Source organism: Microbacterium sp. LCT-H2 (assembly GCF_001866135.1).
GTDB lineage: Bacteria > Actinomycetota > Actinomycetes > Actinomycetales > Microbacteriaceae > Microbacterium.
In genome coordinates, this window is sequence record NZ_MODW01000001.1 from 808499 (window position 1) to 827194 (window position 18696).

16 protein-coding genes are annotated in these 18696 nt (G+C 71.2%); 6 read left to right on the top strand and 10 right to left on the bottom strand.

Annotated features, from left to right (window positions below):
* Nucleotides 1–10: 10 nt before the first annotated feature.
* From BK819_RS03795 to BK819_RS03825, 7 genes are all read right to left on the bottom strand, one after another.
* Entirely contained in the window at nucleotides 11–937 is a 927-nt protein-coding gene (locus BK819_RS03795; protein ID WP_071327922.1) for a GNAT family N-acetyltransferase, read from the bottom strand.
* On the bottom strand, nucleotides 934–1947 hold the full coding sequence (locus BK819_RS03800) for a hydroxyacid dehydrogenase (protein WP_071327923.1): 1014 nt from the start codon (nucleotides 1945–1947) through the stop codon (nucleotides 934–936). Before BK819_RS03800 ends, BK819_RS03795 begins: the two co-directional genes overlap by 4 nt.
* Nucleotides 1944–3029, bottom strand: a complete 1086-nt coding sequence (locus BK819_RS03805; protein WP_071327924.1) for a dihydrodipicolinate synthase family protein — start codon at nucleotides 3027–3029, stop codon at nucleotides 1944–1946. The genes BK819_RS03800 and BK819_RS03805 overlap by 4 nt, the downstream gene beginning before the upstream one ends.
* Complete coding sequence (locus tag BK819_RS03810) at nucleotides 3029–4063, bottom strand: NAD(P)-dependent oxidoreductase (RefSeq protein ID WP_025104150.1); 1035 nt, start codon at nucleotides 4061–4063, stop codon at nucleotides 3029–3031. Before BK819_RS03810 ends, BK819_RS03805 begins: the two co-directional genes overlap by 1 nt.
* Before the next feature lie 21 nt (nucleotides 4064–4084).
* Nucleotides 4085–4990, bottom strand: a complete 906-nt coding sequence (locus BK819_RS03815) for a carbohydrate ABC transporter permease (protein WP_060923532.1) — start codon at nucleotides 4988–4990, stop codon at nucleotides 4085–4087.
* Nucleotides 4987–5892, bottom strand: a complete 906-nt coding sequence (locus BK819_RS03820; protein WP_062633348.1) for a carbohydrate ABC transporter permease — start codon at nucleotides 5890–5892, stop codon at nucleotides 4987–4989. Before BK819_RS03820 ends, BK819_RS03815 begins: the two co-directional genes overlap by 4 nt.
* A gap of 68 nt (nucleotides 5893–5960) precedes the next feature.
* Entirely contained in the window at nucleotides 5961–7202 is a 1242-nt protein-coding gene (locus BK819_RS03825; RefSeq protein ID WP_071327925.1) for an ABC transporter substrate-binding protein, read from the bottom strand.
* Nucleotides 7203–7388: 186 nt separating this feature from the next.
* Here BK819_RS03825 and BK819_RS03830 point away from each other — a divergent pair, with 186 nt between their 5' ends.
* The 5 genes from BK819_RS03830 (at nucleotide 7389) to corA (ending at nucleotide 13214) form a co-directional block, all read left to right on the top strand.
* Nucleotides 7389–8558 carry an ROK family transcriptional regulator gene (locus BK819_RS03830; protein WP_071327926.1) on the top strand — a complete coding sequence of 390 codons (1170 nt, stop codon included), beginning with the start codon at nucleotides 7389–7391 and terminating at the stop codon, nucleotides 8556–8558.
* Nucleotides 8555–9574: a Gfo/Idh/MocA family protein gene (locus BK819_RS03835; RefSeq protein WP_071327927.1), complete on the top strand. Its 1020-nt coding sequence runs from the start codon at nucleotides 8555–8557 to the stop codon at nucleotides 9572–9574. Before BK819_RS03830 ends, BK819_RS03835 begins: the two co-directional genes overlap by 4 nt.
* Nucleotides 9571–10593 (top strand): Gfo/Idh/MocA family protein, encoded by a 1023-nt coding sequence (locus tag BK819_RS03840; RefSeq protein ID WP_071327928.1) that lies wholly within the window; start codon nucleotides 9571–9573, stop codon nucleotides 10591–10593. Before BK819_RS03835 ends, BK819_RS03840 begins: the two co-directional genes overlap by 4 nt.
* 532 nt (nucleotides 10594–11125) lie before the next feature.
* Nucleotides 11126–11920 carry an SDR family NAD(P)-dependent oxidoreductase gene (locus BK819_RS03845; RefSeq protein WP_071327929.1) on the top strand — a complete coding sequence of 265 codons (795 nt, stop codon included), beginning with the start codon at nucleotides 11126–11128 and terminating at the stop codon, nucleotides 11918–11920.
* A gap of 292 nt (nucleotides 11921–12212) precedes the next feature.
* Complete coding sequence (gene corA, locus BK819_RS03850; protein ID WP_071327930.1) at nucleotides 12213–13214, top strand: magnesium/cobalt transporter CorA; 1002 nt, start codon at nucleotides 12213–12215, stop codon at nucleotides 13212–13214.
* A gap of 69 nt (nucleotides 13215–13283) precedes the next feature.
* Here corA and BK819_RS03855 read toward each other — a convergent pair whose 3' ends face one another.
* Nucleotides 13284–15467 (bottom strand): S8 family serine peptidase, encoded by a 2184-nt coding sequence (locus tag BK819_RS03855; protein WP_071327931.1) that lies wholly within the window; start codon nucleotides 15465–15467, stop codon nucleotides 13284–13286.
* Nucleotides 15468–15619: 152 nt separating this feature from the next.
* On the opposite strand from BK819_RS03855, the gene BK819_RS03860 reads away from it, so the two are divergent.
* Nucleotides 15620–16147, top strand: a complete 528-nt coding sequence (locus BK819_RS03860; protein ID WP_071327932.1) for a cytochrome C5 — start codon at nucleotides 15620–15622, stop codon at nucleotides 16145–16147.
* A gap of 87 nt (nucleotides 16148–16234) precedes the next feature.
* Here the strand turns inward: BK819_RS03860 and BK819_RS03865 are convergent, their stop codons facing one another.
* Together BK819_RS03865 and BK819_RS03870 are read right to left on the bottom strand one after the other, a co-directional pair.
* On the bottom strand, nucleotides 16235–17977 hold the full coding sequence (locus tag BK819_RS03865) for an isopeptide-forming domain-containing fimbrial protein (RefSeq protein WP_071327933.1): 1743 nt from the start codon (nucleotides 17975–17977) through the stop codon (nucleotides 16235–16237).
* 34 nt (nucleotides 17978–18011) lie between these two features.
* Complete coding sequence (locus BK819_RS03870; protein ID WP_071327934.1) at nucleotides 18012–18683, bottom strand: hypothetical protein; 672 nt, start codon at nucleotides 18681–18683, stop codon at nucleotides 18012–18014.
* Nucleotides 18684–18696: the final 13 nt, after the last annotated feature.

The window sequence follows — 18696 nt, forward strand, 5'->3', positions numbered from 1 at the left end:
GAGCGGATGCTCAGAAGTAGTCGCCCGCCGTGAAGTGGCGGATGCCGTCCACCCGGGCCTCGCGGCGCAGCGGGCGGATCATCCCGGTGCGGTCGTCCTGCCGCACGGCCGCCGGAGCGAACGCGCGGACGGCGCGCTCCTCCGCGGCGAGCGCGGGGACGGCCAGCTCGCAGGTGCGGACGCCCGCCGCAGCCCAGTCCGCGGTCACGGCCTCCAGCACCACGCGACGCACCGCGTCCGGATCGGCCACGGAGGGATCGGTCGCGCTCTCGTGCAGCAGCCCGACGCCGTCGCGCACCTCCGCCACCGCGTAGCCGACCGTCGCCTGCGCCTCGGCGACCCGGTACAGCGTCGCGCCCCGCAGCCGCACCTCCGCCATCGTCCAGTCGCGGTCGCCGCGCACCGGAGCGAGCACGACCACACCCGTGCGGGAGCGCTCGTAGACCTCGCGGAGCGGGGCGAGGACACCGAGTCCGACGGACTCGCGCGCGACCGAGGCGGGCTCCACGGCCGTCGCCGACGCCGCCCACGGCCCGGCCATCGTGCGGGGCATCGAGAAGGTCGTGAAGCCGCTCGACCGGTACACGTCGGGAGTTCCGGTGAACAGCAGGGCCCAGTCGGCGTCGCCCGCCGCGTCCAGGGTGGCGGCCACGAGTCGGCGGGCCAGTCCCCGGCCACGAGCCCGCTCGGCGACCGCGACGCTGCCGATCGCGTGCACCTGCGCCACCCCGCCGCCCGACTCCCGCAGGCGCTTCGGCAGGCCGTAGATCGACCCGCACACGCCCTCGTCGTCTTCCGCGACGAGCGTGTGGCTCAGCCGCTCGTCGTCCACGAGCCACTGGTCCGGCGCGAGGGGCGGTGTGAAGGCGGCCGCCCACAGCGCCGCGAGAGCGGGCTGGTCCTCCGCACGCGCCGACCGCACGACCACGGCGCTCATGCCATCGAGGAGAGCTGGGCGCGGTCGACGGCGTGTACGAGCGGGCGCCCCGCGGCGAAGGCGTCGAGCTCGTCGGCGACGATGCGCCCCTGCCGCAGCCGGCCCTCCCTGGTGCCTGCCGCACGGTGCGGGGTGAGCAGCACGCGCGGTGCCGAGCGGAAGGGACTCTCCGCGGACAGCGGCTCCTCGTCGAACACGTCGATCGCGGCACTCAACCGGCCACGACGGAGCTCGGCGAGCAGGGCGGCCTCGTCGACCAGCCAGGACCGCGCCGTGTTGACCAGGCCGGCACCGTCCGGCATCAGTGCGAGTTCCCGCGCTCCGATGAGGTGATGCGTCTCCGGCAGGGTGGGGGCGTGCACCGCGACGATCTGCGCACGGCGGAGTGCCTCGTCCAGCGTCACGAGCTCCGCACCGAGGGACGACGCCTCGGCCGCGTCGAGCGTGGGGTCGACGAGCAGCGGCTCGGCGCCGAGCGCCCGGAGCAGGTCGAGGTACGCCCGCCCGGTCCGGGAGGCGCCGATGACCGCGACGGGAGCGCCGAGGATCTCGTGCTGCACCCCGACGGCCTCCGCGTCCCACCAGCCGTCGCCGGCGCGCAACGCGTCGTGCATCTCCGGCACCCGGTGCAGCAGGGCGAGCGTGAACGTCAGCGACACCTCCGCCACCGACCGGGCCATCCCCGCCCCGGCCTGCGTCACCCGCACGCCGCGGTCGAAGAGCGCGTCGGTCGCGAAGGGCTTGATCGTGGCTCCGGTGTGCGCGATGAGCTCCAGCTTCGGAAGGGTGGCGAGCACCGCGTGGTCGAAAGGACCCACGCCCCAGCTCGTCACCACGACGCGCGCCTCGTCGAGCACCGCATCCGCGAGCCGGTCCACCCGCGCGAACGTCCCGCCGAGCCGCGCCGCGACGGTCTCCAGCCGGGCCGCGTCCTCGGCCGAGAAGAACTCGGCGAACAGCTCCGCGGAGCATGCCGCGACCACGGTCGGAGCGCTCGTCCCGGCGGTCATCGCAGCCAGGCCTCGAGGTTCTCGGCGATGAACGCGTCGTCGTTGAGCTCCGGGTACGCCTGCCGGACGCGGGCGATCTCCTCCGCCTGTCCCGGGGAGAGGCCCTCGGCCGGGTCGAGGCACCAGATGCCTTCCAGGAGGCCCTGCTGGCGGAGCATCTCGTGCACCCCGGCGATGACCCCGTGGAAGTCGTTGCCCGGGTCGAACACGGCCTGGTTCACGTCCACCATGTCCGAGGCACGGCGTCCCACCTCGCGGTACGCCTCCGCGTCTCCCGCCAGGGCGCGGTGCACACGCTCCAGCAGCGCGACCGCCGCGTGCGTGCCGACCGCCCACTGACCGAGCAGCCCGCCGACGAACCGGAGGGTGCGCCGCCCGGACGGGGAGTGCACGTGGAACTCGGAGAGCAGGTCGGCGACGATCGCGTCGTCGTTGCCCGTGTACAGCGCGATCTCGTCGGCGCGCCCCGAGGCGGCCACGCCCCGCACGAGCTCCAGCGTGCGGTAGCGGTCGAAGGGAGCGGCCTTCACGGCGACGACGGACGGGATCGCGGCGAACTCGCGCCAGAACTCGCGGTCGAGCACGGGTCCGCCGATCGCGGTCTGCAGGTAGAAGCCGACCAGCGGCAGCACCTCGCCGACGGCGCGGGCGCGGTCGAGCAGGGCACGCTCGTCCGCACCCGCGACGCGGGGACTCACCAGCACGGCGTCGTAGCCGAGGGAGCGGGCGAGCTCCGCCTCGGCGACCGCCTGGGCCGTGTCGCCCGCCACGCCGGCGATGCGCACAAGGGTCGCGTCGTCGCGGGCGTCCATCTCCTCCGCGGCCAGCGCGAGCACCGGCTCGAAGAGCGCGTGCTCCGGGTCGCGGATCTCGAACTGCGTCGTGTGCACGCCGACGGCGAGGCCGCCAGCCCCGGCGTCGAGGTAGTAGCGGGAGAGCGCCCGCTGCCGCCGCTCGTCGAGCGTGCGCGCGGCGGTGAGGGCGAGCGGATGGGCCGGGATCACGGCACCGCGGGCGAGGGTCGCGGCGGCCTCAGGGCGCAGCGACGGCACGGTCGCCGGGTGCGAAGCGGCGTCGGTCATCAGAACTTCCCGTCCCGCACGGCCCACTTCGTGGGCTTGGCGATCATCGGCAGCCCGTCGCGGATCCAGCCTGCCTGCATGCGGATGAGCTCCTCGGCGGAGACGGACGGGTAGCCGAACAGGGCCATGCAGCGGCGGGCGTCGCTGAGCAGCGCGGTCGGCTGCGGCTCGTCGACGATCTCGACCTCCCGCTCGAACAGCTCGCCGAAACGATGGGCGATCGAGGAGACGCTGAGCAGCTCCGGACCGGTGAGGTTGATCACGAAGGGGTCGGTCGAGGCGTGCACCAGGCTCCGCAGCACGACCTCGTTCGCGTAGCCCTGCCAGATCACGTTGACGTTGGCGGTGGCGACGGACACCGGCTCCCCCGCGTGCACGGCGCTGCCGATGTCGGCGAGCACCCCGTAGCGGAGGTCGACGGCGTAGTTCAGGCGGATGATCGCGACCTTGGTGCCGCGCTCCTGCGCCCCGAACTCGAACACGCGCTCCCGACCGAGGCAGGACTGCGCGTACTCGCCGATCGGCGCGGGCGTGGTCTCCTCGGCGGCACCGCCCGAGGTGGCAGGGACGAACGGATACACGTTCCCGGTGGAGAGCACCGAGATCGCGCTGTCGCGGTAGCGGCGGGCGATGCGGTCGGGAAGAGCCGCGTTGACCTCCCACGCCCAGGAGGCGTTGGTCGCGGCACCGAACTTCGCGCCCACCATGAACACCACGTTCGGGGCATCGGGGAGACCGGCGAGGTCGTCGTTCTCGATGAGGTCGAACGGCACGACGCGCACCCCCGCGGCCTCCAGGCGCTCGCGGATGGCGGCGTCGCCGAAGCGGGAGACCGCGTACACGGCGTCGTCCGTGCGGCCGGCGGCGTCCAGGCCGCGCCGGGCGAGCATCGCCAGGGTCGGTCCCATCTTGCCGCCGGCGCCGAGGATCACGAGGTCTCCGGAGCCCTGGGCGAGGTCGGCCACGAGCCCGTCGCTCGGGGTGGCCAGCGCCTCCTCGAGCTCGGCCTCGGAGGCGAAAGCATACTGCGTCATGGTCGTGCGGTTCCCTTCTTCTCAGCCCTTGATCCCGGTGCCGGTGACGCCCTCCTGCACGTACCGCTGAGCGATGAGGTACGCGAGGAAGATCGGCAGCAGCGCCACGACGGAGCCGGCGAGCATGGTGCTGAGCGGCACATCCTGCTGCTGCAGCGACGAGATGCCCACGGTGAGGGTGAACATCGAGTTGGACTTGGCGATGATGAGCGGCCAGAGGAAGTCGTTCCAGTGCCAGAGGAAGACGAAGATCCCGAGCGTCGCGAGGATCGGCTTGCACAGCGGCAGCACGATCCGCAGGAAGATGCGGAACTCGCCGGCCCCGTCGATGCGGGCGGCCTCGAAGAGCTCGTCGGGCAGGCCCTGGATGAACTGGCGCATGAGGAAGACCGCCTGCGCGTTCGCGAGCGTCGGCAGGATGAGCCCCCAGTACGTGTCGATGCCGCCGAGGTTCGCCATGAGGATGAACGTCGGGATCAGCGTCACGTGGAACGGCACCATGACCATCGCCAGGAACGACCAGAACATGACCTCCTTGCCGCGGAAGCGCTTCTTGGCGAAGGCGTAGCCGGCGAGCGCGGAGAGGAACAGCACCGCCACGACCGAGACGAGCGAGTAGACGAGCGTGTTGAACAGCCAGACGAGGATGTTCTGCCCGGCGAGCACCTGCTCGTACGCCTCGAACGAGATGTCGTTCCAGGGGAGCAGCGAGCCGGGGAGCTCCACGAGCATGCCCGGCTTCAGGCTCAGCACGACCATGGCGTAGAAGGGGAAGAAGCTGAGGATGCCGGCGAGACTCAGCCAGATCCAGCGGACGGCGATGCCCCAGCCGGTCGGCTCGAGCGCGCGGAATGAGCGGCGCTTCCGCGCGGCGGGACGCGTCGCGGGCGGGGTCGTCTGCGTCGGCGGCTGCAGGAGGGCGGTCATTTCTGCTTTCCGATCACGAGGCGCTGGATGAGGGCGACCACGAGGGTCATGAGGAACAGGGCCACGCCCACCGCGGCCGCGTAGCCGTAGTCGAAGTAGCGGAAGCCCTGGTCGTAGAGCATGTAGACGAGCGAATAGCTCGCGTTCGCCGGCCCGCCCTGGGTCATCACGTAGATGACGTCGAAGACCTGGAAGGCGGCCGTCGTCTCGATCACCGCGAGGAAGAAGAACGTCGGGCGCAGGTGCGGGAGGATGATCCACCGGAAGCGCTGCCAGGCGTTCGCGCCGTCGACCAGCGCCGCCTCCTCCAGCTCGCGCGGCACGTCCTGCAGGGCGGCGATGAGGATCATCATCCCGTAGCCGAACCGGGACCAGACGCCCACGACGACGATGGCGGGGATCACGAGCACGGTGCTGCCGAGCCAGGAGCCGCCGAGGCCGAGCGGGGTCATCAGCGCGGACCAGGGACCGTTGGCGGAGAAGATCCAGACGAAGATCGAGCCGGCCAGCACGAGCGAGGTGATGACGGGGAGGAAGAAGATCGAGCGGAAGAACCGGGCGCCGCGGAAGGCGCGGCGCACGCCGAGGGCCATGATCGTCGACAGCACGAGCGCGATCGGCACCGCGAAGACCGTGTAGATGAGGGTGGTCCCCAGCGCCCGCCAGAACAGCGGGTCGGCGACGAGGCGCTGGAAGTGGTCGAGGCCGCGCCAGGCGATCTCGCCGGAGATGTCGTAGTCGAAGAAGCTCAGCGCCACACCCGCGATGCTCGGGCCGAAGCGGAAGGCGATGAACAGCAGGAAGGCGGGGAGCACGAACAGGAACGCGACGCGCGCTTCCCGTCGAGCGAGCACCCGGGCGACCCGCCCTGCGGGCTTCGGCGCCGTGGTGGCCGTCGTCATTGTCGATTCCTCACGTGGGGGGCGGGAGAGAGGGGGCGTGCGGCGGGTACCCGCACGCCCCCGGGGTGTCACTTCTGCAGCAGCGGGACTGCGGCGGCCGCGGCGTCCTTCAGGGCGTCGGCCGGGGACTTCTGGCCCAGCAGGGCGGCCTGGATCTCGGGCGAGAGCACGCCCATGAGCGCACGGGAGCTGGCGTCGAGCTCGCCCACCGTGGTGTCGGGGACGTACTTCTCGACCTCGCCGAGGAGCGGGTCGTCGGCGTACAGCGGCTCGGTGGTGCTGAGCGCGGAGAAGTAGCCGGCGGCCTTGAGGTACGGCTCGACGACGTCGGCGCCGGTCGCGAACTCGGCGAACGCGGCTGCGGCCTCGGGGGCCTTCGAGCCCTTGAGCACGGACAGCGAGCCGACGGTGCCGTAGGCCACGGACTCCTTGTCCGTCAGCGGCGCGAGGACCGTGACGTTCTCCTCGCCCCAGAACGGCGCGACCTCGGTCACGGCGTTGTTCCAGGTGCAGGCGACCTTGCCCTGCGCGATGGCGGTCTGCTCAAGCGGGACGTTGGTGGTGAGGGCCTCCGGGTCGAGTGCGCCCTCCTCGGCCAGGTCGGTCAGGAAGGTGAGCGCCTCTTCGCCGGCCTTGCTGTCGAAGCCGACCTCGCCGTCCTCGGTGTAGACCTCGCCGCCGGCCTGCCAGAGCAGCGGGTAGTAGGTGAGGTTGAGGGTGTTCTCGGCCGACGCCGGGTAGTTGAGGGCGTACATGCCCTTGTCGACGAACGCCGGAGCCATCGCGGCGATGTCGTCCCACGTCTCCGGGTACTCGGTCACCCCGGCCGCCTCGAACGCGGCCGCGTTGCAGATGAGCGGCTGCGCGCTGGTGAGGATCGGGGCGCCGAGGATGTCGCCGCCGAGCGTGACCGACTCCTTGACGTTGGGGAGCAGGTCGCCCTGGCGCTCCTCGCTGAGCAGGTCGTTCAGCGGGGCGATCGACTTCTGGTACGCCGCGAGCTGGTCGGGGATGAGGTAGACGACGTCCGGTCCCTTGCCGGCGGCGATCGCCGTCTGCAGGGCCTCGTCACGGTTCGCCCACGGGAAGATCTCGTACTTCACGGTGACGTTCTCGTTCTCCTTCTCGAACGCCTCGATGGTCGAGTCCCAGAAGTCCTTGTGCACCGCCTCGTCGGCGATGACGGGGTAGAGCCAGACCGTGATGTCCTGCTCGCCCTCTGCGGTGTTGCCTCCGCCGGCCGAACATCCGGCCAACAGGGTGGCGGCCGCGACTCCCGCGACGACGCCGGTGATCTTGCTGACGCGCATGGTGCTCCTTTGCGTAAACCGTGCTGAGTACGGTTCATTATGACATTGGCTTTGGATAATTCGTCAAGCACAAGTTCTCAAAGGCTTGTTTCGGCCGTGTTTCTCGGCCGTGAACAACAATCCCCTATCTGAGAATCGGGTGTGCTAATTTGATCGCACCAACGGCGGAGACGAAGGAGGGACCCGATGGGCGCGACCAGCACGCTCTCGATCGTGGCGCGGTCCGCACTCCGGCTGCGCGACGCCGGACCGACGACCGTCAGCGACCTCTCCCGGTCGCTCGAGGTCTCCCGCACCTCCGTCGAGAACGCCGTGGCGGTGCTCTCCGACTCCGGACTCCTCGTCGACGCCCCGGCGCAGAACGGCGGCGGCGCAGGACGCCCGGCCCGCCGCTACTCCTTCCACGCCGCCGCCGGCGTGGTGGTGGGCGTGGACATCGGTGTCGCGAGCGTGCGGGTCGTCGTCGCGGACCTCGCGGGCGTGGTCATCGCCCAGCGGGCGTTCCCCGGCGTCGCGGAGCAACCCGACGGCCCGGCCAAGCTCGCCGCCGTGATCGACGACGTCCGGGGCACGCTCGCCCCGCTCTCGCTGCCGCGGACCGGCCTGCGGGCGATCGGCGTCTCCCTGCCCGGCATCGTCGACGACGACGGGCGGGTCACCACCTCGGTCGTCATCCCGGAGTGGTCCGGCATCGACATCGGCTCGCAGCTGCGCCAGGCGTTCGGCTGCCCCGTGGCCGTCGACAACGGTGTGCGGCTCGCGGCCGTCGCGGAACATCACCTCGGCGTCGCGCAGCTCGTCGACGACGTGATCTATCTCTCGGTCGGCAACCGCATCGCCATGGGACTCATCCTCGGCGGCCGTCCGCGACGCGGCATCCACAACGCGGCGGGAGACATCGGCCGTCTCGCGTTCCGGGGCCTGAACACCGAGACCGGGCAGATCTCGTGGCGCACCGCCCCAACGGCCGCCGAGGTGTTCGCCCTGGCGCGCAGCGGGGAGCAGGCCGCCCGGGAGGAGCTCGACGGCTTCATCGACGAGCTCGCCCATGGGATCGCGACCCTGATCATGACGGTCGACCCCGCCATGGTCGTGATCGGCGGCGGACTCTCGGCCGCGCACGAGCAGCTGCTCGACCCCCTGCGCGCCGCCCTGCCCGGCCACCTCGGACTGCCGTTCCAGGTGCCCGTCGCGGAGGCCCGGCTGGGTGCGGAGGCGGCCGCCCACGGCGCCGTCGTGCATGCGTTCCAGCGGCATCCGGGCGACATCTACGGCATCGAGGACATGCCCGCCCCACCGATCACCCCCCTGCCGCACGACCCCGCGGCCGGCGACGACCCCGAGGAGAAGCAGTGAGCACGTTGAAGGTCGGACTCATCGGCGCGGGCGGGATCTCCCGCGTGCACGCCGACGCCTGGCGGGCGCTCGGCGTGCAGGGCTTCGTCACCTCGAAGGAGGGCGCGGAGGAGATCGCCGCCGAGTACGGCTTCGAGGTCGTGGCCGACGTCGACGCACTCCTGGAGCAGGTCGACGTCGTCGACATCGTCACGCCGAGCAGCACCCACGCCGACTTCGCCCTTCGGGCCATCGCCCGCGGGGTCGACGTGATCTGCGAGAAGCCGCTCGCCGCGACCGCGGAGGCCGCCGCCGAGGTGACCGCCGCCGCAGCCGCCGCGGGAGTGCGGCTGTTCCCCGCCCACGTCGTGCGCTACATGGGGGAGTACGCGCGGATCAAGGCCGGCATCGACGCCGGGCAGATCGGTACCCCCGCCGTGCAGCGCTTCCGTCGTCTGGGCGCCGCGCCGCAGGCCCCCTGGTTCTTCTCGGAGCGGGCGGGCGGCGGCGTCATCCGCGACCTCATGATCCACGACATCGATCAGGCGCTGTGGTTCGCCGGGCCGGTCGACAGCGTCTACGCCGTGCAGAACCCGCCGACGGTCGACGACCGCGTGCCCGCCCCGGTCACGGCGCATGTCGTGCTCACCCACCGCAACGGGGTCATCAGCCACGTGCACGCGAGCTGGGTGCAGCCCGGCATGCCGTTCCGCACGAGCGTCGAGGTCGCCGGATCCGAGGGGCGCCTGCGCTACGACAGCGCCGAGGACCACACGCTGCGCACCGACGCCGTGCTCGTCGAGGGCGCGACCGACTACCTGCCGCCGATGTCACCCGAGGAGAGCCCGTACTACGCGGAGATCGCCGACTTCGTGGCCGCCATCGCGGAAGGACGCGAGGCCGCCGTCACCCCGGAGGACGGCATCCAGGCGGTCGCGGTCGCCGAGGCCGCCTACGCCTCGATCGCCTCCGGAGCCCCGGTCGCCCTCCCCGCTTCGTCCCCCGCCGTCGCCGTCGCCGAGGAGGCCACCCGATGACCGCTCCCCGTCCGCTGCGGATCGCCGTGCTGTCCTTCGCGCACACGCACGCCCTCAGCTACGTGCACGCGCTGCAGCAGATGCCCGATGTCGAGCTGATCGCCGCCGATCCCGACGGCGCCTCCGCCCCGGACGACGCTCCGCGCGGTGCCGCCCTGGCCGCGGAACTCGGGGTGGCCTATGTGGAGACCTACGACGAGGCCTTCGCCTGGGGTCCGGACGCGGTCGTGGTGGCCGCCGAGAACTCCCGTCACCGCGCCCTCGTCGAGCAGGCTGCCGCGGCCGGCGTGCACGTGCTGTGCGAGAAGCCGCTGGCGACGACGGTCGAGGACGCGATCGCGATGCGCGACGCCTGCGACCGGGCGGGCGTGCTGCTCATGGTGGCGTACCCGGTGCGCTTCTCCCCCGCGGTGCGCGATGCCGTCGCCGAGCTGCGCAGCGGACGCCTCGGGAAGATCCTCGGCGTCACCGGCATCAACAACGGCAAGCTCCCGCAGGACCGGGCCTGGTTCACCGATCCCGCCCTCGCCGGCGGGGGTGCCCTGGTCGACCACGTCGTGCACTGCGCCGACCTCCTCGACGATCTCCTGGGTGAGCGGGCGCAGACCGTCCGCGCGGTGTCGAACAGCATCCTGCACGCCGAGCGCGACCTCGCGGTCGAGACCGGGGGCCTCGTGACGATCCAGTACCCGAGCGGCGTGATCGCCACGATCGACTGCTCGTGGAGCTGGCCGCTGAGCTCGCCGACCTGGGGCGGCCTCACCCTCGAGGTCGTGGCCGAGCGCGGGACCGTGACCGTGAGCCCCTTCGCGAAGGGCGTGGCCGGACACGATGCCCACGGCGAGACCTGGACCCCGGTCGGGGCCGACCTCGACGCCCTGCTGCTCGAGGAGTTCGTGCAGGCTGTCCGCGCGGGCCGTCAGCCTCAGCCCGACGCCGGTGTCGGCATCCGCACCGTCGAGATCGTGAAGGCCGCGCAGGAGTCCGCCTCCCGCGCCGGCACCCCCATCCCCCTCTGACCCCCGCCCCCGCCACCCTCCTCCCCCTCCGTGCGGGATCGAAAACGTTCCCACTCCCGTCTCCCCCGGCACCTTTCCCGTCCCGCACCCACGCCCCCGCGCCCACGCCCCCGCGCCGGGCACCCACCTCCTGAGATCAAAAACGCCCCCACTTCCGTCCATCGAGGCCCGTTTCCCGTCCCGCACGCGGTCTCGAAGCCAGGCCCGCTGTCCCGGGTGCGTCCTCGCCCGTCCGCCCACCCCCGCCACGGTGCGGGATCAGAAGAGCACCTCCCCGGCTCACCCCCGGCGCGTTTCCCATCCCGCACGCGCCGCGTCCCGCGGTGCAGGATCAAACCTGCGCCTCCCGCTCCTGTCCCGGGCCCGTTTCCCGTCCCGCACGGAGACGGCATGTCCGAGACTCGGGCCTTCCACACGCGGACCGTGCGCGCACGCCCGACTCCCGGCCCCTTCCATGGCAGGAGAGCGCGCGGGCATGAAACCGACGCGACGGGCGTTGTAGCCGGGGCCGCAGCGACACGGAGGAGACATCATGCGCATCGACCTCGCCGGGAAGACCGCCCTCGTCACGGGATCCACCCAGGGCATCGGACTCACCATCGCCACGACCCTGGCCGACGCGGGAGCACGGGTCGCCGTCAACGGCCGGAGTCCCGAGACGGTGTCGTCGGTCATCGCCGCGCTGCAGGAGGAGAATCCGGACAGAGGCCTCGTCGCCGCGCCGGGTGACGTCACCACGGAGGACGGCGCCGCCCGCGTGCTCGCCGCCACCGGAGACGTCGACATCCTCGTCAACAACCTCGGCATCTTCGGGGCGACCCCCGCGCTCGACATCTCCGACGACGAGTGGCGCCGGTACTTCGACGTGAACGTGCTCGCCGCCGTCCGGCTCATCCGCGCGACCCTGCCCGGCATGACGGAGCGCGGCTGGGGTCGGGTACTCGACATCGCCAGCGACTCGGCGGTCGTGATCCCCGCGGAGATGATCCACTACGGGATGTCGAAGACCGCGCTGCTCGCCGTCTCCCGGGGCTTCGCGAAAGAGGCGGCCGGCACGGGCGTGACGGTGAACTCGGTGCTCGCGGGGCCGACCCACACCGGCGGAGTGGAGGACTTCGTGTACTCGCTCGTGGATCCGCAGCTGTCGTGGGAGGAGGCCCAGCGCGAGTTCATGCGCGTGCACCGCCCCCAGTCCCTGCTCCAGCGGCTCATCGAACCGGAGGAGATCGCGAGCATGGTCGCCTACCTCGCGTCCCCGCTCGCCTCGGCGACGACGGGCGCCGCGGTCCGGGTCGACGGCGGCTACATCGACGCGATCGTCCCCTGACCTTTCGAATCGCGCACTTGGCGGCATCTGCGGCCGGAATGGGGCCATTCGGGCGATTCGAAACGGAGGGGTAAGCTGGCCCCCGGAGAAGCACGGAAAGGCGGTGATGGCGATGTCCGACGATAGTAACGGCGCCGCCCTCGCTGCGTCGCGCTTCCCGGCACCCACGCGTTGAGCTCCTGCTCCGCGTCCGTGCCTCTCGCCTCGCAGTCATCGGCGGCGTCTCCCGCCCCCTGACGAACCCGCACGCGAGACACGCGTCTCCGTGCGCCCGCGAGAACGGAGCCGCATCATGGCGCTCATCGACAACGGCGTGTACGTCCACGGACGTCGCGTGGAGACCCCGAAGAACCTGGACGAGACCTACCGGATGCTGGACGCCGCCGGCGGGATCGCGTGGATCGGCCTGTACCGACCGAGTCCGGAAGAGGTCGCCTCCGTCGCCCGCGAGTTCGATCTGCATCCGCTCGCCGTCGAGGACGCGCTCTCGGGGCATCAGCGCTCGAAGGTGGAGCGTTACGGCGACACACTCTTCGCCGTGCTGCGCCCCGCCCGCTACCGCGACAAGGAGGAGTCGATCGAGTTCGGTGAGCTGCACCTGTTCATCGGCCCCGACTTCGTGGTGACGATCCGCCACGCGGAGTCGCCGAACCTCGCCGCGGTCCGCCGCCGGATGGAGGCCAACCCGGAGCTGCTCGCGATGGGACCGGAAGCGGTCTTCTACGCGATCCTCGACGAGGTCGTGGACGAGTACGAGCCCGTGGTGGCGGGCCTGGAGAACGACATCGACGAGATCGAGGACCAGCTCTTCGGCGACAGCGACGACGACGCCCTCTCCCGCCGCATCTACGAGCTCTCCCGCGAGGTCATCAACTTCCAGCGCGCGGTGCACCCCCTGAGCGGCATGCTGGAATGGCTGCGCCGCGGGTCGGAGAAGTACCGCATCGACGAGGAGCTGCAGCGCTCCCTCCGGGACGTGCTCGACCACACGATCCGCGTGAACGAGCGCGTCGACTCGTTCCGCGCGATCTTGGAGAATGCCCTGACGGTGCAGTCGGCGCTCGTCGCACGCCGGCACTCGGAGGCCGGGCTCGCCCAGAACGACGAGATCAAGAAGATCTCCTCGTGGGCGGCCATCATCTTCGCACCCACGCTCGTCGGCACCGTCTACGGCATGAACTTCGACGTGATGCCCGAGCTGCACTGGACGTTCGGCTATCCGATGGCGATCGGGGCGATGGCCGCGTTCGCGGTCGGGCTCTATGGGGTGTTCAAGTACAAGAGGTGGCTCTGACGCGCAGGCGGTCACGCCGGTTCAGGCAATCGCTTCCGGAAAGCGCCTGAACCGGCGTGGCCGCCTGTCTCACCGCACGGCGATCACGGGGAAGGCCGGCACGTCGCCGGAGGCCGCGGGGATCTGCAGCTGGGCCTTCTCCGCCGAGTCCAGCGTGAGGGTCCACCGCAGCCCGCGGGCCGTCCGCTCGACCTCGCCCACCGACGGCACCGGGACCTCGACGTCCCCGAAAGTCGTCAGATCGATGTCGACGACCGCTCGTCCGCCCGCCGCCCCCGCATTCGCGAGATCGAGGAGGATGAGCGTGTCGTGCGGAGCCCCGGGCTGCGGGGAGAGCTCGACCGAGTAGCCGATCGCCGACTTCGTGTGCACCGAGAACCGGACCGGCGCAGTGGTGGCCGAGGTGTCGCTGCCCACGATCGTCCTGGCCACGACCTCGTAGGTCCCCTGCGTCAGCGGCGCGTTGACGGTCCAGGTGCCGTCGTCGCGCACAGTCACGAACCGCAGGAACGGCGTCAGCTCCCGGTCGCGCACGTGCACCCGGACCCGGGAGCCCGGGACGCCGGTACCGGAGATGGTCGTCGTGGTCGCGGTGACCGTGGCCCCGGTCTTCGGGGTGAGGATGGTCGGCGTGGCCGGGGAGGTGCGGATGACGATGGGGGCACTGGCCTCGCCGGCGATCAGGGTGCTCGGCCCGGCTGGAGCATCCGCGGGGAGGGGGAACACGGTCGCGAACCGTCCCTGCGCGTCGGTCTGCACCGGCATGGTGGCGGTGCCTACGCGGAGCTCGACGGTGCTCCGCGGCGGATGTCCGCTGCCGGTCACCCGAAAGGACTGCCCGGTGAGCGCCACGCGGGAGTAGACCCCGACGGCGGGGACGGAGGCGCCGATGTCGGCGTCCATGAGTCCGGCGCCCACCCGATCCGGTCCCTCGTCGGCGACGCCGTCGGCCGTGGCCCTGATGCGACGCGTGACCTCGTCGGGAGTGAGCGTCGGGTCGGCGGCGAGCATGCGAGCAGCGAGCCCCGCGACGTGCGGCGAGGCCATGGATGTACCGGGGAACAGAGCGTAGATCGAGCCGTCATCCTGGCGAGGCACCGCGGACCAGACCACACCGGGCGCGGTGACGGTCACCTTGCCCGCTCCGTAGTTGGAGAATCCGGCCATGACGACGGTGCCGCTGGTCTCGTCCTGATCGGCGGCGGCGACGGAGATCACGTCCGGCAGTCCGGCGGGGGCCTTCAGGCAGGAGGAGTCGACGGGGCGCGGTTCCGGTGCGCCGTCGTCTGGGCTGAGGACGTCCGTGGTCATGGTGGCGAGGTCCTGCGCCTCGTTGCCCACGGCGGCGACGCTGACCACGCCCTGCTCGTGCGCATAGGCGTACGTGCGGCGGAGGGCCTCCAGGGCGGCGGACTGTGTCTCCTCACCGGCGCACCAGACGTACCAGGGGTCCACGTAGTAGCTGTGGTTCACGACGGGGATGTCGTGTCGGACCGCCCACATCGTCGCGCAGATGCTGGCCTCGGGGTAGATGTGCCCTGCCTGGTTGTCGACCTTGATGGCGGCGACGCGCGCATCCGGGGCGATGCCGCGGATCCCGGAGCCGTTCGCGGCGCCGGCGATGCTCCCTGCCACATGGGTGCCGTGGGCTCCGACGAGCCCTGCGGCCGGCTGCCATGCGACGGGCCGGGTGTCAGGGACGCCGTTGATCCCGCAGCCGACGGAGAGTGCGGGGTCGATGCGGTCGGCGAGGTCGGGATGCCCGGCGTCGATGCCGTTGTCCGCCACCCCGACGACGACTCCGGCTCCGCCGGGGGTCGTCGCGCCGACGGCGACGGTGTCCCACGCGGTGCCCTCCGCGGGCATGGCCTCGGGCTCCTCCGTGCCCCCCGCCGCCGACGCCGCGGGCTCCGGGAGACGGTCCGGCGCGGTCGACGTGCGGGTGGGGCCGACGGACTGCACCCACGGCTGAGCGCGGAGCTGCGTCGCGAACGCCCCTTCGGGCGCCCGGACGACGGTGACCCCGATCTCCGGGTACGAGATCAGCAGCGTCCCTCCCGCATCGGCGATGGCCGCGCGCAGCGTCTCCTCGCTCGGGCCGCCGGGGGCGGTGTTCACGACCCAGTTCAGGGCCGGGGCGTCGGGGGCGACCTCAGCGGCCGCCGGAAGCACGGATGACGGGATCGCCAGGGCGAGAGCGGCACCGACGGCGAGCGCCACGCCGATGCCGCGGGAGAGGGGACGACGGGTCACAGCAGCCTGCCTTTCGAACGCGGCCGGGGGCCGTCGAGTCGGGATGGTCCGGTGAACAAGAGGCGGGTGGGGGCGTTCCGTTACGCGCGGTCCCGATCCGGGTCGCGAAAGAACCAGGGGCCGCGGCGGGCGAGATGCGCGAGACTGGAAGCATGGCGCTCGATCTCCTCCTGTCCCGCATCGTCGAGAGCGGTCTGCTCGAAGACCCCGTGTCCGAGAACGGTCTCGTCTACGGTCGGGCGAGCCTGGATGCCGCCGGCACCGTCGTGACCGTGAACGTCGACCCCGAACTGGAGGGCGACGAGAGCGCGGAGGACCTGGATCCGGACGAGCTCGTCGCGGCCATCGCGCGCGTGCTCTCGATGAGCGAGAAGCGCTGGCGGGCGATCGTCGAGGAGGTCGCGCTCGACATCGAGGATGCGGTGCACGACGAGCCCGTCGTCGAACAGATCGACCTGCGGGACGACCTCGAGGCCACGTCGGTCGTCGTGTTCGCGGATGCCGTGCTGCTGGCGTTCGTCGCCCCCAAGCAGTTCCCGGAGTCGCGCATCCTGGTGCAGCTCGATGAGGAGCTGGAGGTCGACGGCATCGAGGTGCGCGAGCCCGACGGCACCGAGGTCATCGACGTCGACACGCTCGACGAGCTGATGGACCTCATCAGTCGCGCCGACCGCGACTGACCCGCCACACGCGGAAACAGGCGGACGCGCGAGCACAGGCCACCTCCAGAGGAGGGGCCTGCACCCGCGCGTCCGCCTGAGTTCCGGCTAGCGCGCGCTGCCGTAGTAGGTGACGTCGGGGAAGGCGAAGCCGTCGCCGTTCCCGTTCCAGACACCGGTGAAGGTGATCACGACCGTCTCACCCGAGGCGAGGGGTCCCTTCCAGTCGATGCTGTCGCCGCTCACGGTGACGGTGCCGCGATCGGCGGTCACGCTCGACGGGTTCCAGCTGGAATCATCGAGGATGCCGGCCAGCGCGTACGCGATCTCCGCGTTCGCCGAGTCGACGTTGCCGTTGTTGCCGTACTCCAGCCGGTACGTCACGACCTGCCCGGGCTGCGGGTCGGTCGGGTTCGAGTTGAACGTGTACTGGAAGAACTCGCGCTTGACGGTGTCGGTGTCGGTCGCGCACACGTTCGCGGCGTTCCCGGCGACCACGCAGGCCTGGTTGGTCAGCGCCCCGGGAGGCGCCGACTGGTTGACCGTGGCATTCACCTTCAGCGTGACCGACTGCCCGGCCGCCAGCGTGCCGAGGTTGGCGGTCACGGTGCGCCCGGAGGCACTCACCGTCACTCCCGACGGGCCGCTGCCCGAGACGAAGTCGAGACCGGCCGGGAGCGGGTCGCTGACCACGACGTTCGTGGCTGCGCCGTCTCCGGTGTTCCGCACGACGATGTCGTACGTCAGGTTCTGGCCGAGCTTCACATCACCCTGACCGTCGTCCTTGCTGATGGTCAGCACCGGCGTCGTCTTCTTCGTGATGGTGGTGTCGTCCCAGTCGCACGCCTGGTTCGTGGAGGTCGCCACGGCGCACGCGTTGTTGCGCAGGTTCCCGATCGGCGTCGCGTCGCCGACGGTGGCCTTCACGGTGATCGTCGAGGACGCCCCGGGAGCGAGCGACGGGATGGTCCCCTGGACGCGCTGCCCGGTGATCGAGACCGTCCCGGTCGTGCCGGCGGTGTACGCCGCGGTGATCCCGGTGAGCCCGGCAGGCAGGTCGTCGCTGACGACGACGTTGCTCGCCGCACCGGTGCCGGTGTTGCGCACCACGATGTCGTACGAGAGCTGGTCGCCGATCACGGCCGAGTCGCGGTGGTCGTTCTTGTCCACCGTCAGCGCGGGCGCCGTGGGCTTGTCCACATCGATGTCGATGCTGTGCAGGTCGCTCGGCACCTTCGTCCACGTCGGCACGAGTCCGAGGAACGCGCCCTTCGAGCGCATGCTGAGCTGGAACTCGACCTTCGAGACCGTGCCGGTGACCTGGACCGTGCCGGTCTTGGCGGCGAAGGAGGTCGAGGTGATCGTGTTCGATGTCACATCGAGGTTCCCGCTCACAGCGCGCAGGCTCACCCCGGAGGTCTTCAGCGTGTACTTCGCCGAACTCTGCACCACGCCGCCGAGGGAGTAGACGTCACCGCCGAGGTTGGCGAGGGTGATCTTCGGGTTCGTCACCTTCTGTCCGAAGTCGATCACGACGTTCCCGCGGACGCACTCGATGCCGTTCTTGCAGGGGTATCCCTCGTTGAGGCCGATGACGTTGAGCCCGAGCTCTCCGCCGTCGCGGACCGTGGCGAGGTTGACCACGTTCCCCGAGCTCTTGATCTGCACCTTGTCGGTGGTGGTGATGCGGGCCGTGGCGCCGGCGGCCGACGCGGTACGGGTGTCTCCCGATCCGCTCCAGCCGTTGACGTCGGCGGCCGAGGCGGCGGGGGCGCCCGCGAGGGCGCCCGCCGCCAGAGCGGTGAGCACCCCCACGGTCAGCGCACCCCGAAGAAAGGATGTCTTCTTCACAGGTCTCTCGTCCTCCGTCTCTGTCCGGCGCCCGTCACCGGGTCGCCGAGGAACGACGGCGCAGTGCAAACGCGCCCGCGGCTCCGACCGCGATCACCCCGGCCCCCGCGAGTCCGACGGTCGGATCGGCCACCGGCACCGCAGCACGCTCGGCGAAGCTGTGGCTGTAGTTGTACGTGAAGCGGTGGTCGTCGGTGAAGACACCACCGGTGTAGAGCACCGTGGCGTTGTTGGTGATCTGCGGACCCCAGTAGTCGGCGTCGACGGTGAACGTCGCCATCGGCGTGACGGCTCTGGTGCCGCCGTCGTGCGCGACGTTGAAGGTCCAGACGACATTGCTGCCGATGAGCTGGCCTCCACTGGTCGCCGACACGAAGGTCGTGTGCTCCGGCACCGGCAGGATCACCTTGTAGACGCCGTCGATCTGCTCGTCGTTGACGAGCTGCACGATCGCGCCTTCCTTGATCTCCGATCCCGGCGTCACGCCCGTCGCGGCCGTCTGGGTGGCTCGACCCAGGTAGCCGCGCGTCGAGACCTGACCGTCGAGGTCTTCCGTGCTGCGGACCGAGGAGACCCCGCCGCTGGACGTGGTGCTCGGGGAGTCCGGCTCGTCGGCGGCCATGGCCCCCTGCGCGCCGAGGATCGAGCCCCCGACGATCAGCAGGCCGACGCCGGCGCTGCATGCGGTCTTGAGGATGCTCTTCATGATGAGCCTCTCT

Excerpts from the sequence above, each read along its gene's own strand:
- BK819_RS03830 (WP_071327926.1), top strand. The coding sequence starts at position 7,389 with ATGGGCGCGACCAGCACGCTCTCGATCGTGGCGCGGTCCGCACTCCGG.
- BK819_RS03810 (WP_025104150.1), bottom strand. The coding sequence starts at position 4,063 with ATGACGCAGTATGCTTTCGCCTCCGAGGCCGAGCTCGAGGAGGCGCTG.
- BK819_RS03840 (WP_071327928.1), top strand. The coding sequence starts at position 9,571 with ATGACCGCTCCCCGTCCGCTGCGGATCGCCGTGCTGTCCTTCGCGCAC.
- BK819_RS03800 (WP_071327923.1), bottom strand. The coding sequence starts at position 1,947 with ATGACCGCCGGGACGAGCGCTCCGACCGTGGTCGCGGCATGCTCCGCG.
- BK819_RS03825 (WP_071327925.1), bottom strand. The coding sequence starts at position 7,202 with ATGCGCGTCAGCAAGATCACCGGCGTCGTCGCGGGAGTCGCGGCCGCC.
- BK819_RS03805 (WP_071327924.1), bottom strand. The coding sequence starts at position 3,029 with ATGACCGACGCCGCTTCGCACCCGGCGACCGTGCCGTCGCTGCGCCCT.
- BK819_RS03845 (WP_071327929.1), top strand. The coding sequence starts at position 11,126 with ATGCGCATCGACCTCGCCGGGAAGACCGCCCTCGTCACGGGATCCACC.
- BK819_RS03795 (WP_071327922.1), bottom strand. The coding sequence starts at position 937 with ATGAGCGCCGTGGTCGTGCGGTCGGCGCGTGCGGAGGACCAGCCCGCT.
- corA (WP_071327930.1), top strand. The coding sequence starts at position 12,213 with ATGGCGCTCATCGACAACGGCGTGTACGTCCACGGACGTCGCGTGGAG.
- BK819_RS03820 (WP_062633348.1), bottom strand. The coding sequence starts at position 5,892 with ATGACGACGGCCACCACGGCGCCGAAGCCCGCAGGGCGGGTCGCCCGG.
- BK819_RS03870 (WP_071327934.1), bottom strand. The coding sequence starts at position 18,683 with ATGAAGAGCATCCTCAAGACCGCATGCAGCGCCGGCGTCGGCCTGCTG.
- BK819_RS03815 (WP_060923532.1), bottom strand. The coding sequence starts at position 4,990 with ATGACCGCCCTCCTGCAGCCGCCGACGCAGACGACCCCGCCCGCGACG.
- BK819_RS03860 (WP_071327932.1), top strand. The coding sequence starts at position 15,620 with ATGGCGCTCGATCTCCTCCTGTCCCGCATCGTCGAGAGCGGTCTGCTC.